The following is a 16,778-nucleotide window of genomic DNA, read 5'->3' as shown; positions in this document are numbered from 1 at the left end:
AGCGGTGGTGCTGCTCGATATTGACCATCTGGGTGCCATCAAGGGCACGCACGGCCTTGCCACCAGCGACGAAATACTGCAGAGGGTCAGCCAGCGCTTGCGCAGCCGGATCCGTGACAGCGATGTTCTGGCCCGCTCACGTAGCGATGGTTTCGCGCTGATCGCCAGCCATATCAAAACGGATGCCGGCGTCGACGTATTCTGCGAAAAACTCACCGGGAGCCTGAAGGAGGTTTTCGAGATCGATGGCATCCACTTCAAACTCACCGCCAGCATCGGCATGGCGATGTATCCCGCAGATGCCGTGACGGCCAGTGATCTCCTCGCGGCGGCCGAGTTGGCCCTGCAGGATGCGAAGAACGCTGGTTCCAGCCAGATCCGCGTGTTTCATTCCTCGCTGCAGGAAGATTTCCGGCAACGCATCGGTTTTGAATCTGCGCTGCGCGAAGCGCTTGGCAAGCAGCAGTTTTTTCTCTGCTACCAGCCCCAGGTCTGTGCCACGAGCGGCCGCACGCTGTCCATGGAAGCCCTGATCCGCTGGCAGCACCCGGAATACGGACTGGTCTCGCCCCTCGATTTCATTCCCTTGGCCGAGACCACCGGCCTCATCACCCATATCGGCGCCTGGGTCATCTACACCGCCTGCGCCCAGCTTGCGACGTGGCGGCAGGCGGGGCACGATTCGCTGCGCATGGCCATCAATCTTTCAGCCACGCAGTTGCTTGATCCGTACCTTGAAGAAACCATCCTCGACGCACTCGCGCGCACCGGCCTCACGCCAGCGGATATCGAACTGGAGATCACGGAATCAGTCCTGATCCAGGACCCGAAGCATACGGTCGAGCGCTTCGTCGCCCTGCGCAATCTGGGCCTGCGTCTGTCTATCGATGATTTCGGCACGGGCTACTCATCCCTGAGCTATCTGCGCGTCCTGCCAGTACAGGCCTTCAAACTGGACCGCAGCTTCGTGGACGGCATGAACAAGGATAAAACCAGCCTCGAAATCTGCCGCAGCGCAATCCGGCTGGCGAAAAACCTCAAACTGGATATCGTTGCCGAAGGCGTCGAAACCGAAGAGCAGGCACGCCTGCTGCGCGAACTGGGCTGCCCGATCTTTCAGGGCTACCTCTTCGCCCGACCGCTTGGCGCTGATGCTGCCGGACAACACCTGCAAGGCAATCGACAGCCTTACACCGTCACGCCCCTCATGGGATTCGGGCAGGCACCATCCACGCCTTGAAACGCTCGTCCGGACTGCCAACTACTGAGCCGGAATGATGACTTTCTTTTGAAAAAAAGATAGCAATGCTGGTCTTGCCCTCAACTACATCAATGACCTGCAGATTGTCACTCGGGGAGTTTTTCGAGAACGCCACAGAAACCCCATATGTAGTTGTCCAGCGTCAACTAACGACTATATGTAGTCATTCGCTCCTTGCGCACGCCGAACGCATCAAGCTAAAGTCCGGTCCACGACGGTTCCCGCAAGGGATCAAAAGGGAATCCGGTAGTGACGCATTTGTCGCCGAGCCGGAGCTGCCCCCGCAACTGTAGGCGCGGAATCGCTGCTCACTTCTGCCACTGGGCGTCGCCCCGGGAAGGCCGAGCAACGATGAGGATGCGCCAGCCAGGAGACCTGCCGCCGCATGATCGGATGCTCACCCGCACAGCGGGCGGCATCCCAACCCGGGGCGGGGTGCCTCCCGGCGGATCGTGCCGGACCTTCTCTTGGTCCGGTGCAATTCCCGACCGGCACGCCGCGAAAGCCTGAATGCTTGCAACTCTAAGTGCCGCTTTGACGTGCATCTGCAGCAGGAATCTAGTCTTTGGAGAAGCCCATGCTTGAGGTTCTGAAACGCGACGGTACGACTGCATCATTTGACATCCTGAAAGTGGCGGTGGCCTGCCAGAAGGCAGCCGCCGCTGCGCAGATCGAGAATCCCAGTGCTGTGGCGCTGACGCTGGCCTCCGAGGTCGAGGCGCTGTGCCGGCAGCACTCGCAGAATGTGATCGACATCCCGACCATTCAGCAGCATGTGGAAGACGCGCTGATGCGCTCGCACCCGGAAGTGGCGCGCCTGTACATCGAGTATCGCCATGATCGCGACAGCATTCGTGTGCGCGGCTCCAAGCTGCATGCACAGCTGATGGGGCTGGTCGATAAGACCGATCAGGAGGCGGTGACCGAGAATGCCAACAAGGATGCCAACGTCTTCCCGGTGATGCGCGACCTGATGGCGGGCATCGTCTCCAAGCAGTTCGCCAGCAACTTCCTGAGCAAGGAAGTGCTGCAGGCCCATAACAATGGCGACCTGCATTTCCATGACCTGGATTACTCGCCCTTTCTGCCTTTCACCAACTGCTGTCTGGTGGATCTGCAAGGCATGCTGGGGAACGGTTTTCACCTCGGCAATGCCGGGATCGAGAGCCCGAAGTCCGTTGGCGTTGCTTGCGCTGTCACCGCCCAGATCATCGCCCAGGTGGCCAGCCACCAGTACGGCGGCACGACCATCCCGAACATCGACCAGACGCTCGCGCCCTATGTGCAGAAGAGCTACGAGAAAAATCTGGAAATTGCACGCCAGTACGCCATCGCCGAACCGGAACGCTATGCCCGCGAGCGCACCGAGAAAGAAACCTACGACGGCATTCAGGGTTGCGAATACGAGATCAATACGCTGTTCAGCTCCAACGGCCAGCAGCCCTTCGTGACCTTTTCTTTCGGCATGGGCCGCAGCTGGCAGGAGCGTTCGGTGCAGCGCGCCATCCTGCAGGTGCGCATCAAGGGCATGGGCAAGGAAGGCATCACGCCGGTCTTCCCAAAGCTGGTGTTCTTCATCGAGGAAGGCCTGAACCTCAAGCCGCAAGATCCGAACTACGACATCAAGCAGCTGGCGCTGGAGTGCGCCTCCAAACGCATGTACCCGGACATCATCTCGGCGAAGCTCAATCGTGAGCTGACAGGGTCTTCCATTCCCGTTTCGCCGATGGGCTGCCGCAGCTTCCTCGGCGCCTGGCATGACACCGAGGGCCGTGAAGTGCTGGCCGGGCGCAACAATCTGGGCGTGGTCAGCGTGAATCTGCCGCGCATCGCCATCGAGGCGCAGCAGGATCAGGCGCGCTTCTTCGAGATTCTGGACGAGCGTCTGGAACTGGCGCGCAAGGCGCTGATGATCCGCATTGAACGCCTCGAAGGCGTGAAGGCCAACATCGCGCCCATCCTCTATACCGAAGGCGCTTTCGGCGTGCGTCTGAAGCCGGATGACGAGATTCTGCCCATGCTCAAGAACGGCCGCGCGTCGATCTCGCTGGGCTACATCGGCCTGCATGAAGTCGGCCTGCTGATGTCCGGCGGCGAGCATCCTTACGACAATCCTGCGGTGCAGGACTTTCTGCGCCGCGTCGTCAGCCATCTGGCGCAAGCCACCGTGCGCTGGAAAGAGGAATCGGGCTGGGGCTTCTCGCTCTACTCCACACCCAGCGAGTCGCTCTGTCACCGTTTTTGCAAGCTGGATACGGCACGCTATGGCGAGCTGCCCGGAGTGACCGACAAAGGCTATTACACGAACTCCTTCCATCTGGACGTGGCGCGCAAGGTCACGCCCTTCGAGAAAATCGCTTTCGAGCAGGGCTTTGCCGATTCCGCCTCAGGCGGACACATTACCTACGTGGAGTTGCCCAACATGCGCCACAACCTGAAGGCGCTGGAGCGGATCTGGGATCACGCCATCGAGCACGTGCCCTACTTCGGCACCAATACGCCAGTGGATTCCTGCGGCAAGTGCGGCTTCATGGGCGAAGCACTGGCCACGCCGGAAGGCTTCACCTGCCCGGACTGCGGCAACCATGACAGCGCCAGCCTCTCGGTGACGCGCCGAGTCTGCGGCTACCTAGGCAGCCCGAACGCGCGGCCCTTCAACGCCGGCAAACAGAAGGAAGTGATCCGGCGCATCAAGCATCTGGCCGCGCCCGACACTGAAGAAGAGGTATTGAACGAGCAGATCGAGCGCCTGCGGCACTCCGAAGCCATGGTGGCATGAACTACGAGCGTTACTACAGTTGCGACGTCCTCAACGGCGAAGGCCTGCGCGTGACCCTGTTCGTAACGGGCTGCGCGCACGCCTGCCCCGGCTGCTACAACCCCTCAACCTGGAACCGGCTGGCCGGCCTGCCTTTCACCGACGAAGTGCGCGAGCAGATCCTCGATCTGTGTGCAGATCACGATGGCCTGAGCCTAACCGGTGGCGACCCGCTCTTACCCGCCAACCGCGAAGCCATCACCGACCTATGCCGACGCTTCAAGCAACGTTACCCGGCCAAGGACATCTGGCTGTGGACCGGCTACCGGCATGGAGAAGTTGCAGATCTGCCCTTGCTGCGCGATGTGGACGTGCTGATTGACGGCCGCTACCTGCAGGACCAGCCCACAACCCAGCCCTGGCGCGGCTCGGACAATCAGCGCCTGTTGCGCTTGTCGGCATAGCCCTATCCGCAGAAGGTCGCCAGCACTGCTTCGCAGGAGCACCGGCCTGAAGGCCCTTGCACAAGGCCGATCTACAGCTAGGCATGACGCAGAGACAAGCTCAGCGCGGCTCTTCGAGCATCGACAATAAAAAGGCGCCCGAGGGCGCCTTTTTATTGTCGATGCCTTGCCTGGCGATCAGTGCCCGCGGTGGCGGAAATGATCCAGTGCGGCCAGCTGCGCAATCGCTTCGGCCAGTTCGGCCTGTGCTTGTGCGTAGTTGATGTCCTGCTGCTTGTCGGCCATCGCTTCTTCGGCGCGCTTCTTGGCTTCCATGGCTTTCGCCTCGTCCAGATCGCGGCCACGAATGGCTGTGTCGGCCAGTACGGTGACCAGATTCGGCTGCACTTCGAGCATACCGCCAGCAACGAAAATGACTTCTTCTTCGTCCTTGCCAGCCAGCTTGATCCGTACCGTGCCCGGACGAATGCGAGTCAACAGCGGAGCGTGGCCAGGCAGAATACCCAGATCGCCCGACTCGCCCGGCAGGGAAACCATTTCAGCCAGACCGGAGAAGATTTCATCTTCGGCGCTGACAACATCGACGTGTACGGTTATTGCCATTTTTTGACCCCAGTGAGGAGTGAGGAGTTAAGAGTGAGGAGTTGGAGTCACTGTTCGGCTTCGCCGAACAAATATTGACTACTCACTCCTCACCACTCCTTACTGCAGAGTTTTTGCCTTCTCGATGGCTTCTTCGATGGTGCCTACCATGTAGAAAGCCTGCTCGGGCAGATTGTCGTAGTCGCCCGCGACAATGCCTTTGAAGCCTTTGATGGTGTCCTTCAGGGTGACGTATTTGCCCGGCGCGCCGGTGAACACTTCAGCCACGTGGAAAGGCTGCGACAGGAAGCGCTGGATCTTGCGGGCGCGGCCCACGGCCAGTTTGTCTTCCGGGGCGAGTTCGTCCATACCCAGAATGGCGATGATGTCGCGCAGTTCCTTGTAACGCTGCAGGGTTTGCTGCACGCCACGCGCCACGTTGTAGTGCTCTTCACCGACGACCAGCGGATCCAGCTGGCGGCTGGTGGAGTCGAGCGGATCCACTGCGGGGTAGATACCCAGCGAGGCGATATCACGCGACAGCACAACAGTGGAGTCCAAGTGCAGGAAGGTGGTCGCAGGCGACGGGTCGGTCAAGTCATCCGCTGGCACATACACGGCTTGGATGGAGGTGATCGAGCCGACCTTGGTGGAGGTGATGCGTTCCTGCAGCTTGCCCATTTCTTCAGCCAGCGTCGGCTGATAGCCCACGGCGGAAGGCATGCGGCCCAGCAGGGCGGACACTTCGGTGCCGGCCAGGGTGTAGCGGTAGATGTTATCCACGAAGAACAGGATGTCGCGGCCTTCGTCACGGAACTTCTCGGCCATGGTCAGGCCGGACAGGGCGACGCGCAGACGGTTGCCCGGCGGCTCGTTCATCTGACCGAACACCATCGCAACCTTGGATTCCTTGAGGTTGTCGAGCTTGATGACGCCAGCTTCGGCCATCTCGTGATAGAAGTCGTTACCTTCGCGGGTACGTTCGCCCACACCGGCGAACACCGACAAGCCGCTGTGCTGCTTGGCGATGTTGTTGATGAGCTCAAGCATGTTAACCGTCTTGCCCACGCCGGCGCCACCGAACAGGCCAACCTTGCCGCCCTTGGCAAACGGACAGACCAGATCGATCACCTTGATGCCGGTTTCGAGCAGATCCACGGAAGGCGAGAGTTCGTCGAACTTTGGCGCGCTCTGGTGAATTTCGCGACGCTCATCGCATTCCACCGGGCCGGCTTCGTCGATCGGCCGACCGAGCACATCCATGATGCGGCCCAGCGTACCGTGACCCACCGGAACGGTGATGCCAGCGCCCGAGGCATTGATCTTCATGCCGCGACGCAAGCCATCGGCCGAGCCCATGGCAATCGTACGCACAACGCCGTCGCCGAGCTGTTGCTGGACTTCGAAGGTCAAACCCTTCTCGACCAGCGGATTTTCCTCTGAAACATCGAGCTGCAATGCTTCGTAAATCTTTGGCATGCCGTCGCGCGGGAACTGGATGTCCACCACGGAACCGATACACTGAACAACGGACCCTTGACTCATTGTCATATCCTCAATAACTAAAATCAAACAGCTGCGGCACCGCTGACGATTTCCGAAATTTCTTTCGTGATCGCCGCCTGACGCGTCTTGTTGTAAACGAGCTGGAGTTCCTTGATCACCGTGCCGGCATTGTCGGAAGCGGCCTTCATCGCGACCATCCGCGAGCTTTGCTCCGAAGCAATGTTTTCGGCCACTGCCTGATACACCAGCGCTTCGACGTAACGCAGCAACAATTCGTCGATAACGCTTTGCGGATCGGGTTCATAGAAATAATCCCAGCTGTGTGTCGGCGTGCCCATACGCTCACCGGAAAGCGGTAGCAACTGCTCGATCACCGGCTCCTGACGCATGGTGTTCACAAAGCGCGTGTAAGCGATATAAACCGCATCCACTTCGCCCGCCAGATACTTGTCGATCATGACCTTGACCGGGCCAATCAACTTGTCCAGATGCGGAGCATCGCCGACGTGGGTCAGATGCGACACCACGGACGCGCCCATGCGCTGCATGAAGCTGTAACCCTTGTTGCCGATCGCCGTGACCGCCACATCCTTCGCACCCTGAGCCTGCCAATCGCGCATCGTATTCACCGCCATCCGCAGGATGTTGGTGTTCATTGCGCCGCACAGACCCTTATCGGTGCTTACCAGCACCATTCCGATGGCCTTGCGCGTTTCACGCACGGTCAGGAAAGGATGCTGGTAATCATCAATATGAGCATGCGAGAGGTGGGCCGCCAGTCGACGCACCTTCTCGGCATAGGGACGGGCGTGCCGCATCTTGTCCTGCGCCTTGCGCATTTTGGATGCGGCCACCATCTCCATGGCCTTGGTGATCTTCTTGGTGTTCTGGACGCTCTTGATCTTGGTCCGGATTTCTTTACCGCCCGCCATGATGATGTCCCGGTTACGCCCAGCTCTTCTTGAAATCGATGATCGCGGCTTTCAACATAGCCTCGGCATCGGCGTCCAGATCCTTGCTGGAGTCGATCTTGTTCATCAGCTCGGCGTAACTGCTACGCATGAACTGATGCAGAGCGGCTTCGAAGGGCAGAATGCGCTTGACGTCGATTTCATCGGTGTAGCCACGTGTCACTGCATACAACGTGACGGCCATTTCAGCCGTCTGCAGCGGTGCGTATTGCGGCTGCTTGAGCACTTCCACCACGCGTCGGCCACGCTCGAGCTGCTTACGGGTCGCATCGTCCAGATCGGAAGCGAACTGCGCGAAGGCAGCCAGCTCGCGATACTGCGCGAGGTCGGTACGGATACCGCCGGAAAGCTTCTTGATAACCTTGGTCTGGGCAGCACCACCAACGCGCGACACCGAGATACCGGCGTTGATGGCGGGGCGGATACCGGCGTTGAACAAGTCGGTTTCGAGGAAGATCTGGCCGTCGGTAATCGAAATCACGTTGGTCGGCACGAAGGCGGAAACGTCACCGGCCTGGGTTTCGATCACGGGCAGCGCGGTCAGCGAACCGGTCTTGCCTTTGACTTCTCCGTTGGTGAATTTCTCGACATACTCTTCATTCACACGCGCAGCACGTTCCAGCAGACGCGAGTGCAGATAAAACACATCGCCCGGATAGGCTTCGCGGCCCGGCGGACGGCGCAGCAGCAGGGAGATCTGGCGATAGGCCCAGGCTTGCTTGGTCAGATCGTCATAAACGATCAGAGCATCCTGACCACGGTCGCGGAAATACTCGCCCATGGTGCAGCCGGCATACGGAGCGATGTACTGCATCGCGGCAGAGTCGGAAGCGGAAGCCACCACCACAATGGTGTACTCCATCGCGCCGTGTTCCTGCAGCTTGCGCACCACGTTATTGACGGTGGAAGCTTTCTGGCCGATGGCCACATACACGCAGAAGAGGTTCTTGCCCTTCTGGTTGATGATGGCATCGATGGCCACAGCCGTTTTGCCGGTCTGGCGGTCGCCAATGATCAGCTCGCGCTGGCCACGGCCCACCGGAACCATCGAGTCAATCGCCTTGATACCTGTTTGCACCGGCTGCGACACTGACTTGCGCCAGATCACGCCAGGGGCGACCTTTTCGATCTTGTCGGTGACTTTGGCGTTGATCGGGCCTTTGCCATCGATGGGTTGCCCCAGCGCATCGACCACACGGCCAATCAGCTCGGGGCCGACCGGCACTTCCAGAATGCGGCCGGTACATTTGACCGTATCGCCTTCGGAGATGTGTGCGTAATCGCCCAGCACCACAACACCCACGGAGTCACGCTCCAGATTCATGGCCAGGCCAAAGGTGTTGTTCGGGAATTCGAGCATTTCGCCTTGCATGACGTCGGCAAGACCGTGCACGCGGCAGATACCGTCGGTCACCGTTACGACGGAACCTTCGTTGCGCTCGGTAGCGCCAAGTTGCAGGCTCTGAATGCGGCTCTTGATGAGATCGCTGATTTCAGACGGATTGAGTTGCATGAATGTGCTCCTAGTTCTGTAGCGCGGCGGCCAGGGTGGCGAGCTTGCCGCGCACCGAAGCATCGATCACTTCGTCACCAACGGCGATACGCACGCCACCGATCAATTCGGGGTCGATCCGTAACGTGATGCGCACTTTTGATTTGAAGTGCGCCTCAATGTCGGCAGTCAGGCGGGCAAGCGCAGTATCGTCAATGGGGAATGCGGAGGCCACGACAGCATCCAGCACGCCTTCATGCGCATTTTTGAGTTGCGTAAACAGGGTGTCGATTTCAGGCAGGAATTGCGCACGATCGGCTTCGACCAGCACCTGCAAGAAATTCGCCTGAGCAGTCCCGGTGCCAATCTCTGCGGTTTGCTGCAGCAATTGCACGATCTGCGAGGACGTAGCAGCAGGATTACCGATGCAATCGAGCAACTGCGCATCTGTCGCAACAACCGACAGACGCGTCAGTGCCGACGCCCAGACATCCAGCGTGCCCTGTTCGCGGGCCAAGGCGAAGACGGCCTCGGCGTAGGGACGCGCAAGGGTGACGTTTTCAGCCATGGCTTAGCTCAGTTCCTGTTGCAGGTTGGCCAGCAAGTCGGCATGCGCCTTGGCATCGATCTCGCGGCGCAGGATGCGCTCGGCACCTACAACCGCCAGAGCAGCAACCTGGCTACGCAGATCTTCCTTGGCACGTTGCACGACAACAGCGGCTTCGACTTCAGCGGCTTCGCGGGCAGCTGTAACAATCCGCGTCGCCTCGGCACGGGCATCCTCGACAATCGACGCGGCCTGCTTTTCAGCACCGAGACGAGCATCTGCGGCTGATTCGCGCGCTTTTTTCAATTCTTCACCAACGCGTTTTTCCACCAGCGTCAGATCAGTCTTGGCTTTGTCGGCTGCGGCCAGGCCATCAGCGATCTTTTTGGCGCGCTCGTCGAGTGCTTTCTCGATCGGTGGCCACACGAATCGCATCGTGAACCAGGCCAGCACGAAAAACACCGCGATCTGCGCGAACAGGGTTGAGTTCAGATTCACCGTAAGACTCCGGTCAGGTGTAGAGAAGGGCGGTTGCCCTGAATCAGCCTGCGACGACAGCGAACGGGTTTACGAATGCGAACAGCAGCGCCATACCAACACCGATCAGATAAGCAGCATCGATCAGACCAGCCAGCACGAACATCTTGATCTGCAGCGCGTTCATCAGCTCAGGCTGACGGGCCGATGCTTCGAGGTACTTGCCGCCCATCCAGGCCACACCGATACACGCACCGATGGCGCCCAGACCGATGATCAGACCACAAGCCAGCGCAACAAAACCCATGACATTTGATTCCATGACAACTCCTGATTGATTAATGAGGTTGGTTAAAACCGGTAAAAAATGTACTGCAAAAACCTTGATCAGTGGCTCTCGTGAGCCTGACCGACATACACCAGCGTCAGCATCATGAAGATGAATGCCTGCAGCACGATCACCATGATGTGGAAAATTGCCCAGGCCGATCCTGCCGCCACACCCGCCAGCCACAGCGTTATGCTGCCAGCGTTCGGGCCGGTCCAGGCGGCGCCAAGGAGCGCGATCAACATGAAAATAAGCTCGCCGGCAAACATGTTACCGAACAGACGCATGCCGTGCGAAACAGTCTTGGCGAGGAATTCGATCAACTGCAGCGTCAGGTTGAAAGGGGCCAGGAACCATTTGTCGCCAAACGGAGCGGAAATCAGCTCATGGGCAAAACCACCAACGCCCTTGATCTTGATGCTGTAATACAACGTCACCAGCAGCACACCAATAGCGATGCCCAACGTGCCATTCAGGTCAGCAGTCGGCACGACACGCTGATAGGCGTGATGCGGATCGATACCCAGCAGCGGAGCAAAACCGTCCGCCCAGATGCGCGGCAGCAGATCGACCGGCAGCATATCCATGGCATTCAGCAGAAAGATCCACATGAACACGGTCAGGCCCAGCGGAGCGACGAACTTGCGCGACTCCTTGCTGTGGATCAGGGACTTGGTCTGATCCGCCACCATCTCGAACAACACTTCAATCGCCGCCTGGAAACGTCCCGGCACGCCGGAAGTTGCCTTACGCGCCACGATGGCCATCACCAGTACAGCCAGCAGACCGACCGACGCCGAATAAAACACGGTGTCGTAATTGATGATATGAAAATCAACCAGCTTTTCCTGCTTGTGCCCCGTCGAATTGAAGTGGACAAGGTGGTGCTTGATGTATTCGCTGGCGCTGGGGCCGGTAGCCTCGTGTTCGTTTGCCATCTTAAAGTTTCACCAAGAATGCAAAAAAGTTCGCTTGCAAAGTGATGATCAATCCCATCACCAATGCGCCCCAGTGCGCGCCAGGAATCAGCAAGCCCACTGCGACAAGAAATCCGATTGACAAGACAGTCTTGACTGCCTCGCCGACAAAAAATGCTGTGACCTGAGCGCTACCGCGCCGCCCAGTCGTATAAGTCAAAAACCACGCAAACAACAAACTGGGCAACACACAGGTCGCACCGCCGATTGCCGCCCACGTTGCACCGCGCAATCCAAAAACCAAGGCCGCGATAAAAACTCCGATCAATGCCGCATAAGCCTGCAGGCGAACCAACTTGAACATCGTGTCTGGAAGCGGCCCTGAAGGTGGCGCGGAGGCAAAAAACCGACCAATCTTAGAAGTCTGTTGCAACCAAGTCAATCATGCTGCGCCGCGGAAAACCCTTACAAAATTGAGGGTAAGCTCGACACAAGCGTAAAAGCGACTAACGGCGAGGAAAACCCTTACAAAAGGCCTGTAAAAATAATTTCATAACTTTCCTTGATTGTGCGCAACAGCACGACAAATTTCCTTTGCGCCAGATCACAAACACTTCACCGAAGCAAATCATGAAACGTCTTCATCCGCTTCGACACAGGCAACTGAGAATCGGCAGCAAGTAATGCGCCAACAACCAGACCCTCAACCCCCTCACGCACCGATCTTCGTCTGCATGCACGGCCTGTCGCTTTGTCCATGCGGGCCATGCTGCAGCGCAGAGCAGCTATCCACCACGGTTTGCGCTACAGTCGCGCGCTCTGGCTGCCCGCTCATGTGGCATTGCCAACAAAGTCGAGTTTGTTTCCAGACAGATCATGCCGCGAAGACAAGGCGCAGATCTGCGCTGGTGCACGGCAAGACGAAGTCGACAAATGCAGGACTGGTCTGGAAACGAAAGAGGAGATTCACCCATGAGCCTGGCCAAGCGCGTCGGCCTCTTCACCCTGCGCACACTCGCCCGTGTGCTGTTCCGCATTGAAGTACGCGGCAACCCCCGGGTGTTTGCGCACAAGCTGCTGATCATTGCCAATCACGAGTCTTTCCTCGATGGGCTGCTGCTGGCGATCAGCCTGCCGCAACGCCCGCTTTTCGTCGTACACACCGGCGTGTCGCGCAGCCTGTTTTTCCGCATCCTGCTCAAGGCCGTGGATTTTCTGGCGGTCGACCCGACCAGTCCGATGGCCATGAAGACGGTGATCCGGGTGATCGAGAGCGGCCGCCCGGTGGTGATTTTCCCCGAGGGGCGCATCACCACCACCGGCAGCCTGATGAAGACCTACGACGGCCCGGCGTTCGTCGCCGCCAAGACCGGCGCGACGATCCTGCCGGTGCGCATCGACGGGGCTGCGCGCACTTACTTCTCGCGCCTCTCCGGCCAGCATCCACGCCAGCTTTTCCCGCGAATCACGATCAGCGTGCAACCCATCACGCGCATCGACATGCCCGATGCACCGACCGCCCGCGAACGCCGCCGCATCGCGGGCGACGCAATGCGCCGCCTGATGCAGGAGATGATCTTCGCCAGCCGCCCGCGTCAGACTTTGTATGAAGCGCTGCTCACGGCGGTGACGATCCACGGCCGTTCCTGGCCGCTGGTGGAAGACATCAAGCAGATCGAATACAACTACGGCGATCTGCTAAAAATGACTCTCGCACTGGGGCGTCTCGTCGGGCGCAAGTGTGCCGAGGGGGAACGCGTCGGTGTATTGCTGCCGAATCTGGCGCCCACACTGGGTCTGATCTTCGGCCTGTCGGCTTTCCGCCGCGTGCCGGCGCTGATGAACTACACCTCGGGTGCGGAGGGCATGCTCGCGGCCTGCGAAGCCGCGACGATCAAGCGCATCGTCACCTCACGCGCCTTCATCGAACAGGGCAAACTGGAAGACAAGATCGCGGTCCTCGCCCAGCGCTACCAGATCCTCTATCTGGAAGATCTGCGCGCCCAAATGACGGGCTGGGACAAGGCCTGGCTGATGCTGTGGGCGCTGCGCTTCCCGAGCTGGGCGGTGCCCGGTGGCAGCGATGCCGAAGATCCGGCGGTGGTGCTATTCACCTCCGGCTCCGAAGGCAAGCCCAAGGGCGTGGTGCTGTCGCACCGCGCGCTGCTCGCCAACATCCAGCAGGCCCGCGCGGTGGTGGATTTTTCCTGCGAAGACAAGCTGCTCAGCGCGCTGCCGCTGTTCCATTCCTTCGGCCTGACCGTGGGCGGACTCCTGCCCGCGATCTCCGGTGCCAAGGTGTTTCTCTACACCTCGCCGCTGCATTACCGCGTCATTCCCGAGCTGGTGTATGACCGCAACTGCACCATTCTGCTGGGCACCAGTACCTTCCTGTCGAACTATGCCAAGCACGCCCACCCCTATGATTTCTATCGCCTGCGTTACGTGATTGCTGGCGCTGAAAAGCTCACCAGCACGGTGCGCACCAACTGGTTCGAGAAGTTCGGCATCCGTATTCTGGAAGGCTACGGCGCCACCGAGTGCGCCCCGGTTCTCGCCGTAAATACGCGCATGGCGTATCGCACCGGCTCGGTCGGCCAGTTACTGCCCGGCATGCAGGCGCGTCTGGTGCCGGTGCCCGGCGTGGACGTAGGCGGCGCCTTGCACGTGACCGGCCCGAACGTGATGAGCGGCTACCTGCGCTCCGAAAACCCTGGCGTGCTGGAAGCACCCTCCTCCGAAGTCGGCCCCGGCTGGTATTCCACCGGCGACATCGTGGATATCGATGCCGATGGCTATCTGTACATCGTCGGCCGCATCAAACGCTTCGCCAAGATTGCCGGCGAAATGATCTCGCTGGAATCTGTCGAGCGCCTCGCTACCCAGGCCTCGGACAAGGGCACGCACGCGGCAACCAGTCTGCCCGATGCGCAGCGTGGCGAAACGATCCTGCTCTACACCACCGACAAGACGCTGAGCCGCGAAGCCTTGCAGGCCGCCGCACGCAGCGGTGGCTGGCCGGAGATTGCGGTGCCGCGCAAGCTCGTGTTGGTCGAAGCGCTGCCAGCACTGGGGTCGGGAAAAACGGATTACGTGACACTGAAACAGTGGGCGGAATCGACCCAGAGCGAAACTCAGAACCCGGCAGTCTGAAGAGCCGCGCCCAGCGGACTTCTTCAGGCATACCGGTTGAAGAAGTCCGCTGGGCGCGGCTCTTCAGCCTTTCAACAAATCAGACCAAAATCAAGACTGGCGCGCGGTTTCTGTGACACCCTTGCGCCAATTAAAAAAGCGGGTGGAGACTCAATGTTGCGCTGGATTCTGAAGGGCTTGCTGCGCCCGTTTTTCCGCATCGTGTTTCGCGTGCGTGTGCATGGCAACGCCCGGGTCAAGGCCGAACGCCTGTTGATCGTGGCCAACCACGAATCCTTTCTCGATGAGTTGTTGCTGGGCCTGTTCCTGCCGCAGAAGCCCGTATTCGTGGTGTATTCCACCGCCACCCACAGCCGCCTGTTCCGCTTTATGGCCCTGGGCTTGATCGACTATCTGGCCATCGATCCGAACAATCCGATGGAGCTCAAGTCGGTGATCCGTCTGGTCGAATCCGGCCGCCCGGTGCTGATCTTCCCCGAGGGGCGCATCACCACCACCGGCAATCTGATGAAGACCTACGACGGCCCCGGCTTCATCGCCGCCAAGACCGGCGCGACCATTCTGCCGGTGCGCATTGATGGCGCTGCACGCAGCTACTTCTCGCTGCTGCAGGGCAATTTCCCGCACTACCTGTTCCCGCGCATTCGTCTGTTCGTGCAGGAACCCACGCGCATCGAGACGCCCGCAGCCAAACACGACGAACAGCACTATCTGGCCGGCCAGGCCATGCATCGCGTGATGACTGACATGATGTTCGCCGGCCGCGCGGAACAGACCCTGTTTCAAGCTCTGCTGCAAGCCGCACGCATTCAGGGGCGCCGCTGGCGCGTGGTCGGCGACGTTGAGCACGTTGACGGCTCGTATGCTGAAATCATCAGCCGCAGCATGTTGCTGGGGCGCGAGCTGGCCCGCCGCAGCACGGATGGCGAGCGCATCGGCATCCTCCTGCCGAATGTCGCCACCCTGCTGGCGCTGATCTTCGGCCTCACCGCCCAGCGCCGCGTCCCTGCCATGCTCAATTACACGGCCGGTGCCGACGCGCTGCAATCGGCCTGCACCGCCGCCTGCGTGCGCAGCATCGTCACCTCGCACAAGTTCATCGAGCAGTTCAAGCTCGACGACAAGCTGGCGGCGCTGCAGGGCATCGAGTTTCTCTATCTGGAAGACCTGCGCGCCAACGCGCGTCTTTCCGACAAGCTCTGGTGGCTGCTGTGGGCGCGCTTCAATCCGCTCGCCAACTGCCCGCCTGCCTCGCCCGAAGATGCCGCGCTGGTGATGTTCACCTCCGGCTCCGAAGGCAAGTGCAAGGGCGTCGTGCTGTCGCACCGGGCGATTTTGTCGAATGTCTCGCAGATGCGCTCGGTACTGGATTTCTCGGTCAACGACGTGATCCTCAACGCCCTGCCGCTGTTCCATTCCTTCGGCCTCACCTGCGGCGGCCTGATCCCGCTGCTGTGCGGCGCCAAGGTCTTCCTCTATCCCTCGCCGCTGCATTACCGCGTGATTCCGGAGCTGGCCTACAACGCCTCCTGCACCATCCTCTTCGGTACCAACACCTTTCTCGCCAACTACGCCAAGCACGCCCATCCCTTCGATTTCCACCGCCTGCGCTACGTCGTGGCCGGCGCCGAGAAGATCACCGAACCGGTACGTCAGCTGTGGTTCGAGAAATTCGGTGTGCGCATCTTCGAAGGCTACGGCGCCACCGAATGTGCGCCGGTGCTCAGCGTCAATACCCAGATGGCTTACCGCTCCGGCAGCGTCGGCCAGTTCCTGCCGAGCGTGCAAACCCGCATCGTGCCGATGCCCGGTGTCGAATCAAAAGACGGCAACACTTGCGGCCAGCTCCACGTCAGCGGCCCGAATCTGATGTCCGGCTACCTGCGCTTCGAAGCGCCCGGCATCCTGCAGCCAGCCGAATCCGACATCGGCCCCGGCTGGTATGACACCGGCGATATCGTCGAAGTCGACGCCGACGGCTTCGTGCATGTGATCGGCCGCGTCAAACGCTTCGCCAAGGTCGCTGGCGAAATGGTCTCGCTCGGCGTGGTCGAGTTGATCGCCGCCAAGGCCGCGCCAGAATTCCAGCACGCCGCTACTGCCCGGCCCGACGAAACGCGCGGCGAATCCATCCTGCTGTTCACCACCCAGCCCGATCTGGCGCGCAGCGCACTGGTCGAGATCGCCCAGGCCGGCGGTTTCCCCGAACTGGCGGTGCCGCGCAAGATCGTCCACGTAGAGGCGCTGCCGCTGCTGGGCACGGGCAAGATCGATTACGTGACGCTGAAGCAGTGGGCGCTGGAGGCCTGAGACTTGCCCCGT

14 protein-coding genes and 1 riboswitch are annotated in these 16,778 nt (G+C 60.1%); of the genes, 5 read left to right on the top strand and 9 right to left on the bottom strand.

The window, feature by feature from the left end:
- The 3 genes from ABXR19_RS11975 to nrdG all read left to right on the top strand — a co-directional run.
- A partial coding sequence (locus tag ABXR19_RS11975; RefSeq protein ID WP_354601368.1) for a putative bifunctional diguanylate cyclase/phosphodiesterase occupies window positions 1-1,240 on the top strand: 1,240 nt, incomplete at its 5' end.
- Window positions 1,241-1,459: 219 nt separating this feature from the next.
- A riboswitch (cobalamin riboswitch) is annotated at window positions 1,460-1,658 on the top strand.
- A 180-nt stretch (window positions 1,659-1,838) separates the two neighbouring features.
- On the top strand, window positions 1,839-4,040 hold the full coding sequence (nrdD, locus tag ABXR19_RS11970) for an anaerobic ribonucleoside-triphosphate reductase (protein ID WP_354601367.1): 2,202 nt from the start codon (window positions 1,839-1,841) through the stop codon (window positions 4,038-4,040).
- Window positions 4,037-4,483, top strand: a complete 447-nt coding sequence (gene nrdG, locus ABXR19_RS11965) for an anaerobic ribonucleoside-triphosphate reductase activating protein (protein WP_354601366.1) — start codon at window positions 4,037-4,039, stop codon at window positions 4,481-4,483. The genes nrdD and nrdG overlap by 4 nt, the downstream gene beginning before the upstream one ends.
- Window positions 4,484-4,660: 177 nt before the next feature.
- On the opposite strand, the gene ABXR19_RS11960 is transcribed toward nrdG, so the two are convergent.
- From ABXR19_RS11960 to ABXR19_RS11920, 9 genes are all read right to left on the bottom strand, one after another.
- Window positions 4,661-5,086 carry a F0F1 ATP synthase subunit epsilon gene (locus ABXR19_RS11960; protein WP_354601365.1) on the bottom strand — a complete coding sequence of 142 codons (426 nt, stop codon included), beginning with the start codon at window positions 5,084-5,086 and terminating at the stop codon, window positions 4,661-4,663.
- Window positions 5,087-5,185: 99 nt separating this feature from the next.
- On the bottom strand, window positions 5,186-6,610 hold the full coding sequence (gene atpD / locus ABXR19_RS11955; protein ID WP_354601364.1) for a F0F1 ATP synthase subunit beta: 1,425 nt from the start codon (window positions 6,608-6,610) through the stop codon (window positions 5,186-5,188).
- 23 nt (window positions 6,611-6,633) lie between these two features.
- Entirely contained in the window at window positions 6,634-7,503 is an 870-nt protein-coding gene (gene atpG, locus ABXR19_RS11950; RefSeq protein ID WP_354601363.1) for a F0F1 ATP synthase subunit gamma, read from the bottom strand.
- A gap of 13 nt (window positions 7,504-7,516) precedes the next feature.
- Window positions 7,517-9,055 (bottom strand): F0F1 ATP synthase subunit alpha, encoded by a 1,539-nt coding sequence (gene atpA, locus ABXR19_RS11945; protein ID WP_354601362.1) that lies wholly within the window; start codon window positions 9,053-9,055, stop codon window positions 7,517-7,519.
- A gap of 10 nt (window positions 9,056-9,065) precedes the next feature.
- Window positions 9,066-9,602 carry a F0F1 ATP synthase subunit delta gene (locus ABXR19_RS11940; protein WP_354601361.1) on the bottom strand — a complete coding sequence of 179 codons (537 nt, stop codon included), beginning with the start codon at window positions 9,600-9,602 and terminating at the stop codon, window positions 9,066-9,068.
- 3 nt (window positions 9,603-9,605) lie between these two features.
- The gene (locus ABXR19_RS11935) at window positions 9,606-10,079 is read right to left on the bottom strand and encodes a F0F1 ATP synthase subunit B (RefSeq protein WP_354601360.1); all 474 of its coding nucleotides are present in this window, start codon (window positions 10,077-10,079) and stop codon (window positions 9,606-9,608) included.
- 43 nt (window positions 10,080-10,122) lie between these two features.
- Window positions 10,123-10,380, bottom strand: a complete 258-nt coding sequence (atpE, locus tag ABXR19_RS11930; RefSeq protein WP_354601359.1) for a F0F1 ATP synthase subunit C — start codon at window positions 10,378-10,380, stop codon at window positions 10,123-10,125.
- A 65-nt stretch (window positions 10,381-10,445) separates the two neighbouring features.
- A complete protein-coding gene (gene atpB, locus ABXR19_RS11925) occupies window positions 10,446-11,324 on the bottom strand; it encodes a F0F1 ATP synthase subunit A (RefSeq protein WP_354601358.1) in 879 nt (292 codons plus the stop codon).
- A gap of 1 nt (window position 11,325) precedes the next feature.
- Window positions 11,326-11,667 carry an ATP synthase subunit I gene (locus tag ABXR19_RS11920; protein WP_354601357.1) on the bottom strand — a complete coding sequence of 114 codons (342 nt, stop codon included), beginning with the start codon at window positions 11,665-11,667 and terminating at the stop codon, window positions 11,326-11,328.
- A 608-nt stretch (window positions 11,668-12,275) separates the two neighbouring features.
- Here ABXR19_RS11920 and aas point away from each other — a divergent pair.
- Entirely contained in the window at window positions 12,276-14,456 is a 2,181-nt protein-coding gene (gene aas / locus ABXR19_RS11915; RefSeq protein WP_354601356.1) for a bifunctional acyl-ACP--phospholipid O-acyltransferase/long-chain-fatty-acid--ACP ligase, read from the top strand.
- Between the two features lie 153 nt (window positions 14,457-14,609).
- Window positions 14,610-16,766 (top strand): AMP-binding protein, encoded by a 2,157-nt coding sequence (locus tag ABXR19_RS11910; protein ID WP_354601355.1) that lies wholly within the window; start codon window positions 14,610-14,612, stop codon window positions 16,764-16,766.
- The last annotated feature ends 12 nt before the right edge of the window (window positions 16,767-16,778 follow it).

Source organism: Uliginosibacterium flavum (assembly GCF_040566545.1).
Taxonomy (GTDB): Bacteria; Pseudomonadota; Gammaproteobacteria; order Burkholderiales; family Rhodocyclaceae; genus Uliginosibacterium; species Uliginosibacterium flavum.
Note: the sequence above shows the minus strand (reverse complement) of the source record. Positions and strands in the feature narration are given on the sequence as shown.

Coding starts and splice junctions, on each gene's coding strand:
- atpB (WP_354601358.1), bottom strand. CDS start 11,324: ATGGCAAACGAACACGAGGCTACCGGCCCCAGCGCCAGCGAATACATC.
- nrdG (WP_354601366.1), top strand. CDS start 4,037: ATGAACTACGAGCGTTACTACAGTTGCGACGTCCTCAACGGCGAAGGC.
- ABXR19_RS11960 (WP_354601365.1), bottom strand. CDS start 5,086: ATGGCAATAACCGTACACGTCGATGTTGTCAGCGCCGAAGATGAAATC.
- atpD (WP_354601364.1), bottom strand. CDS start 6,610: ATGAGTCAAGGGTCCGTTGTTCAGTGTATCGGTTCCGTGGTGGACATC.
- atpE (WP_354601359.1), bottom strand. CDS start 10,380: ATGGAATCAAATGTCATGGGTTTTGTTGCGCTGGCTTGTGGTCTGATC.
- ABXR19_RS11920 (WP_354601357.1), bottom strand. CDS start 11,667: ATGTTCAAGTTGGTTCGCCTGCAGGCTTATGCGGCATTGATCGGAGTT.
- ABXR19_RS11940 (WP_354601361.1), bottom strand. CDS start 9,602: ATGGCTGAAAACGTCACCCTTGCGCGTCCCTACGCCGAGGCCGTCTTC.
- atpG (WP_354601363.1), bottom strand. CDS start 7,503: ATGGCGGGCGGTAAAGAAATCCGGACCAAGATCAAGAGCGTCCAGAAC.
- atpA (WP_354601362.1), bottom strand. CDS start 9,055: ATGCAACTCAATCCGTCTGAAATCAGCGATCTCATCAAGAGCCGCATT.
- aas (WP_354601356.1), top strand. CDS start 12,276: ATGAGCCTGGCCAAGCGCGTCGGCCTCTTCACCCTGCGCACACTCGCC.
- ABXR19_RS11910 (WP_354601355.1), top strand. CDS start 14,610: ATGTTGCGCTGGATTCTGAAGGGCTTGCTGCGCCCGTTTTTCCGCATC.
- nrdD (WP_354601367.1), top strand. CDS start 1,839: ATGCTTGAGGTTCTGAAACGCGACGGTACGACTGCATCATTTGACATC.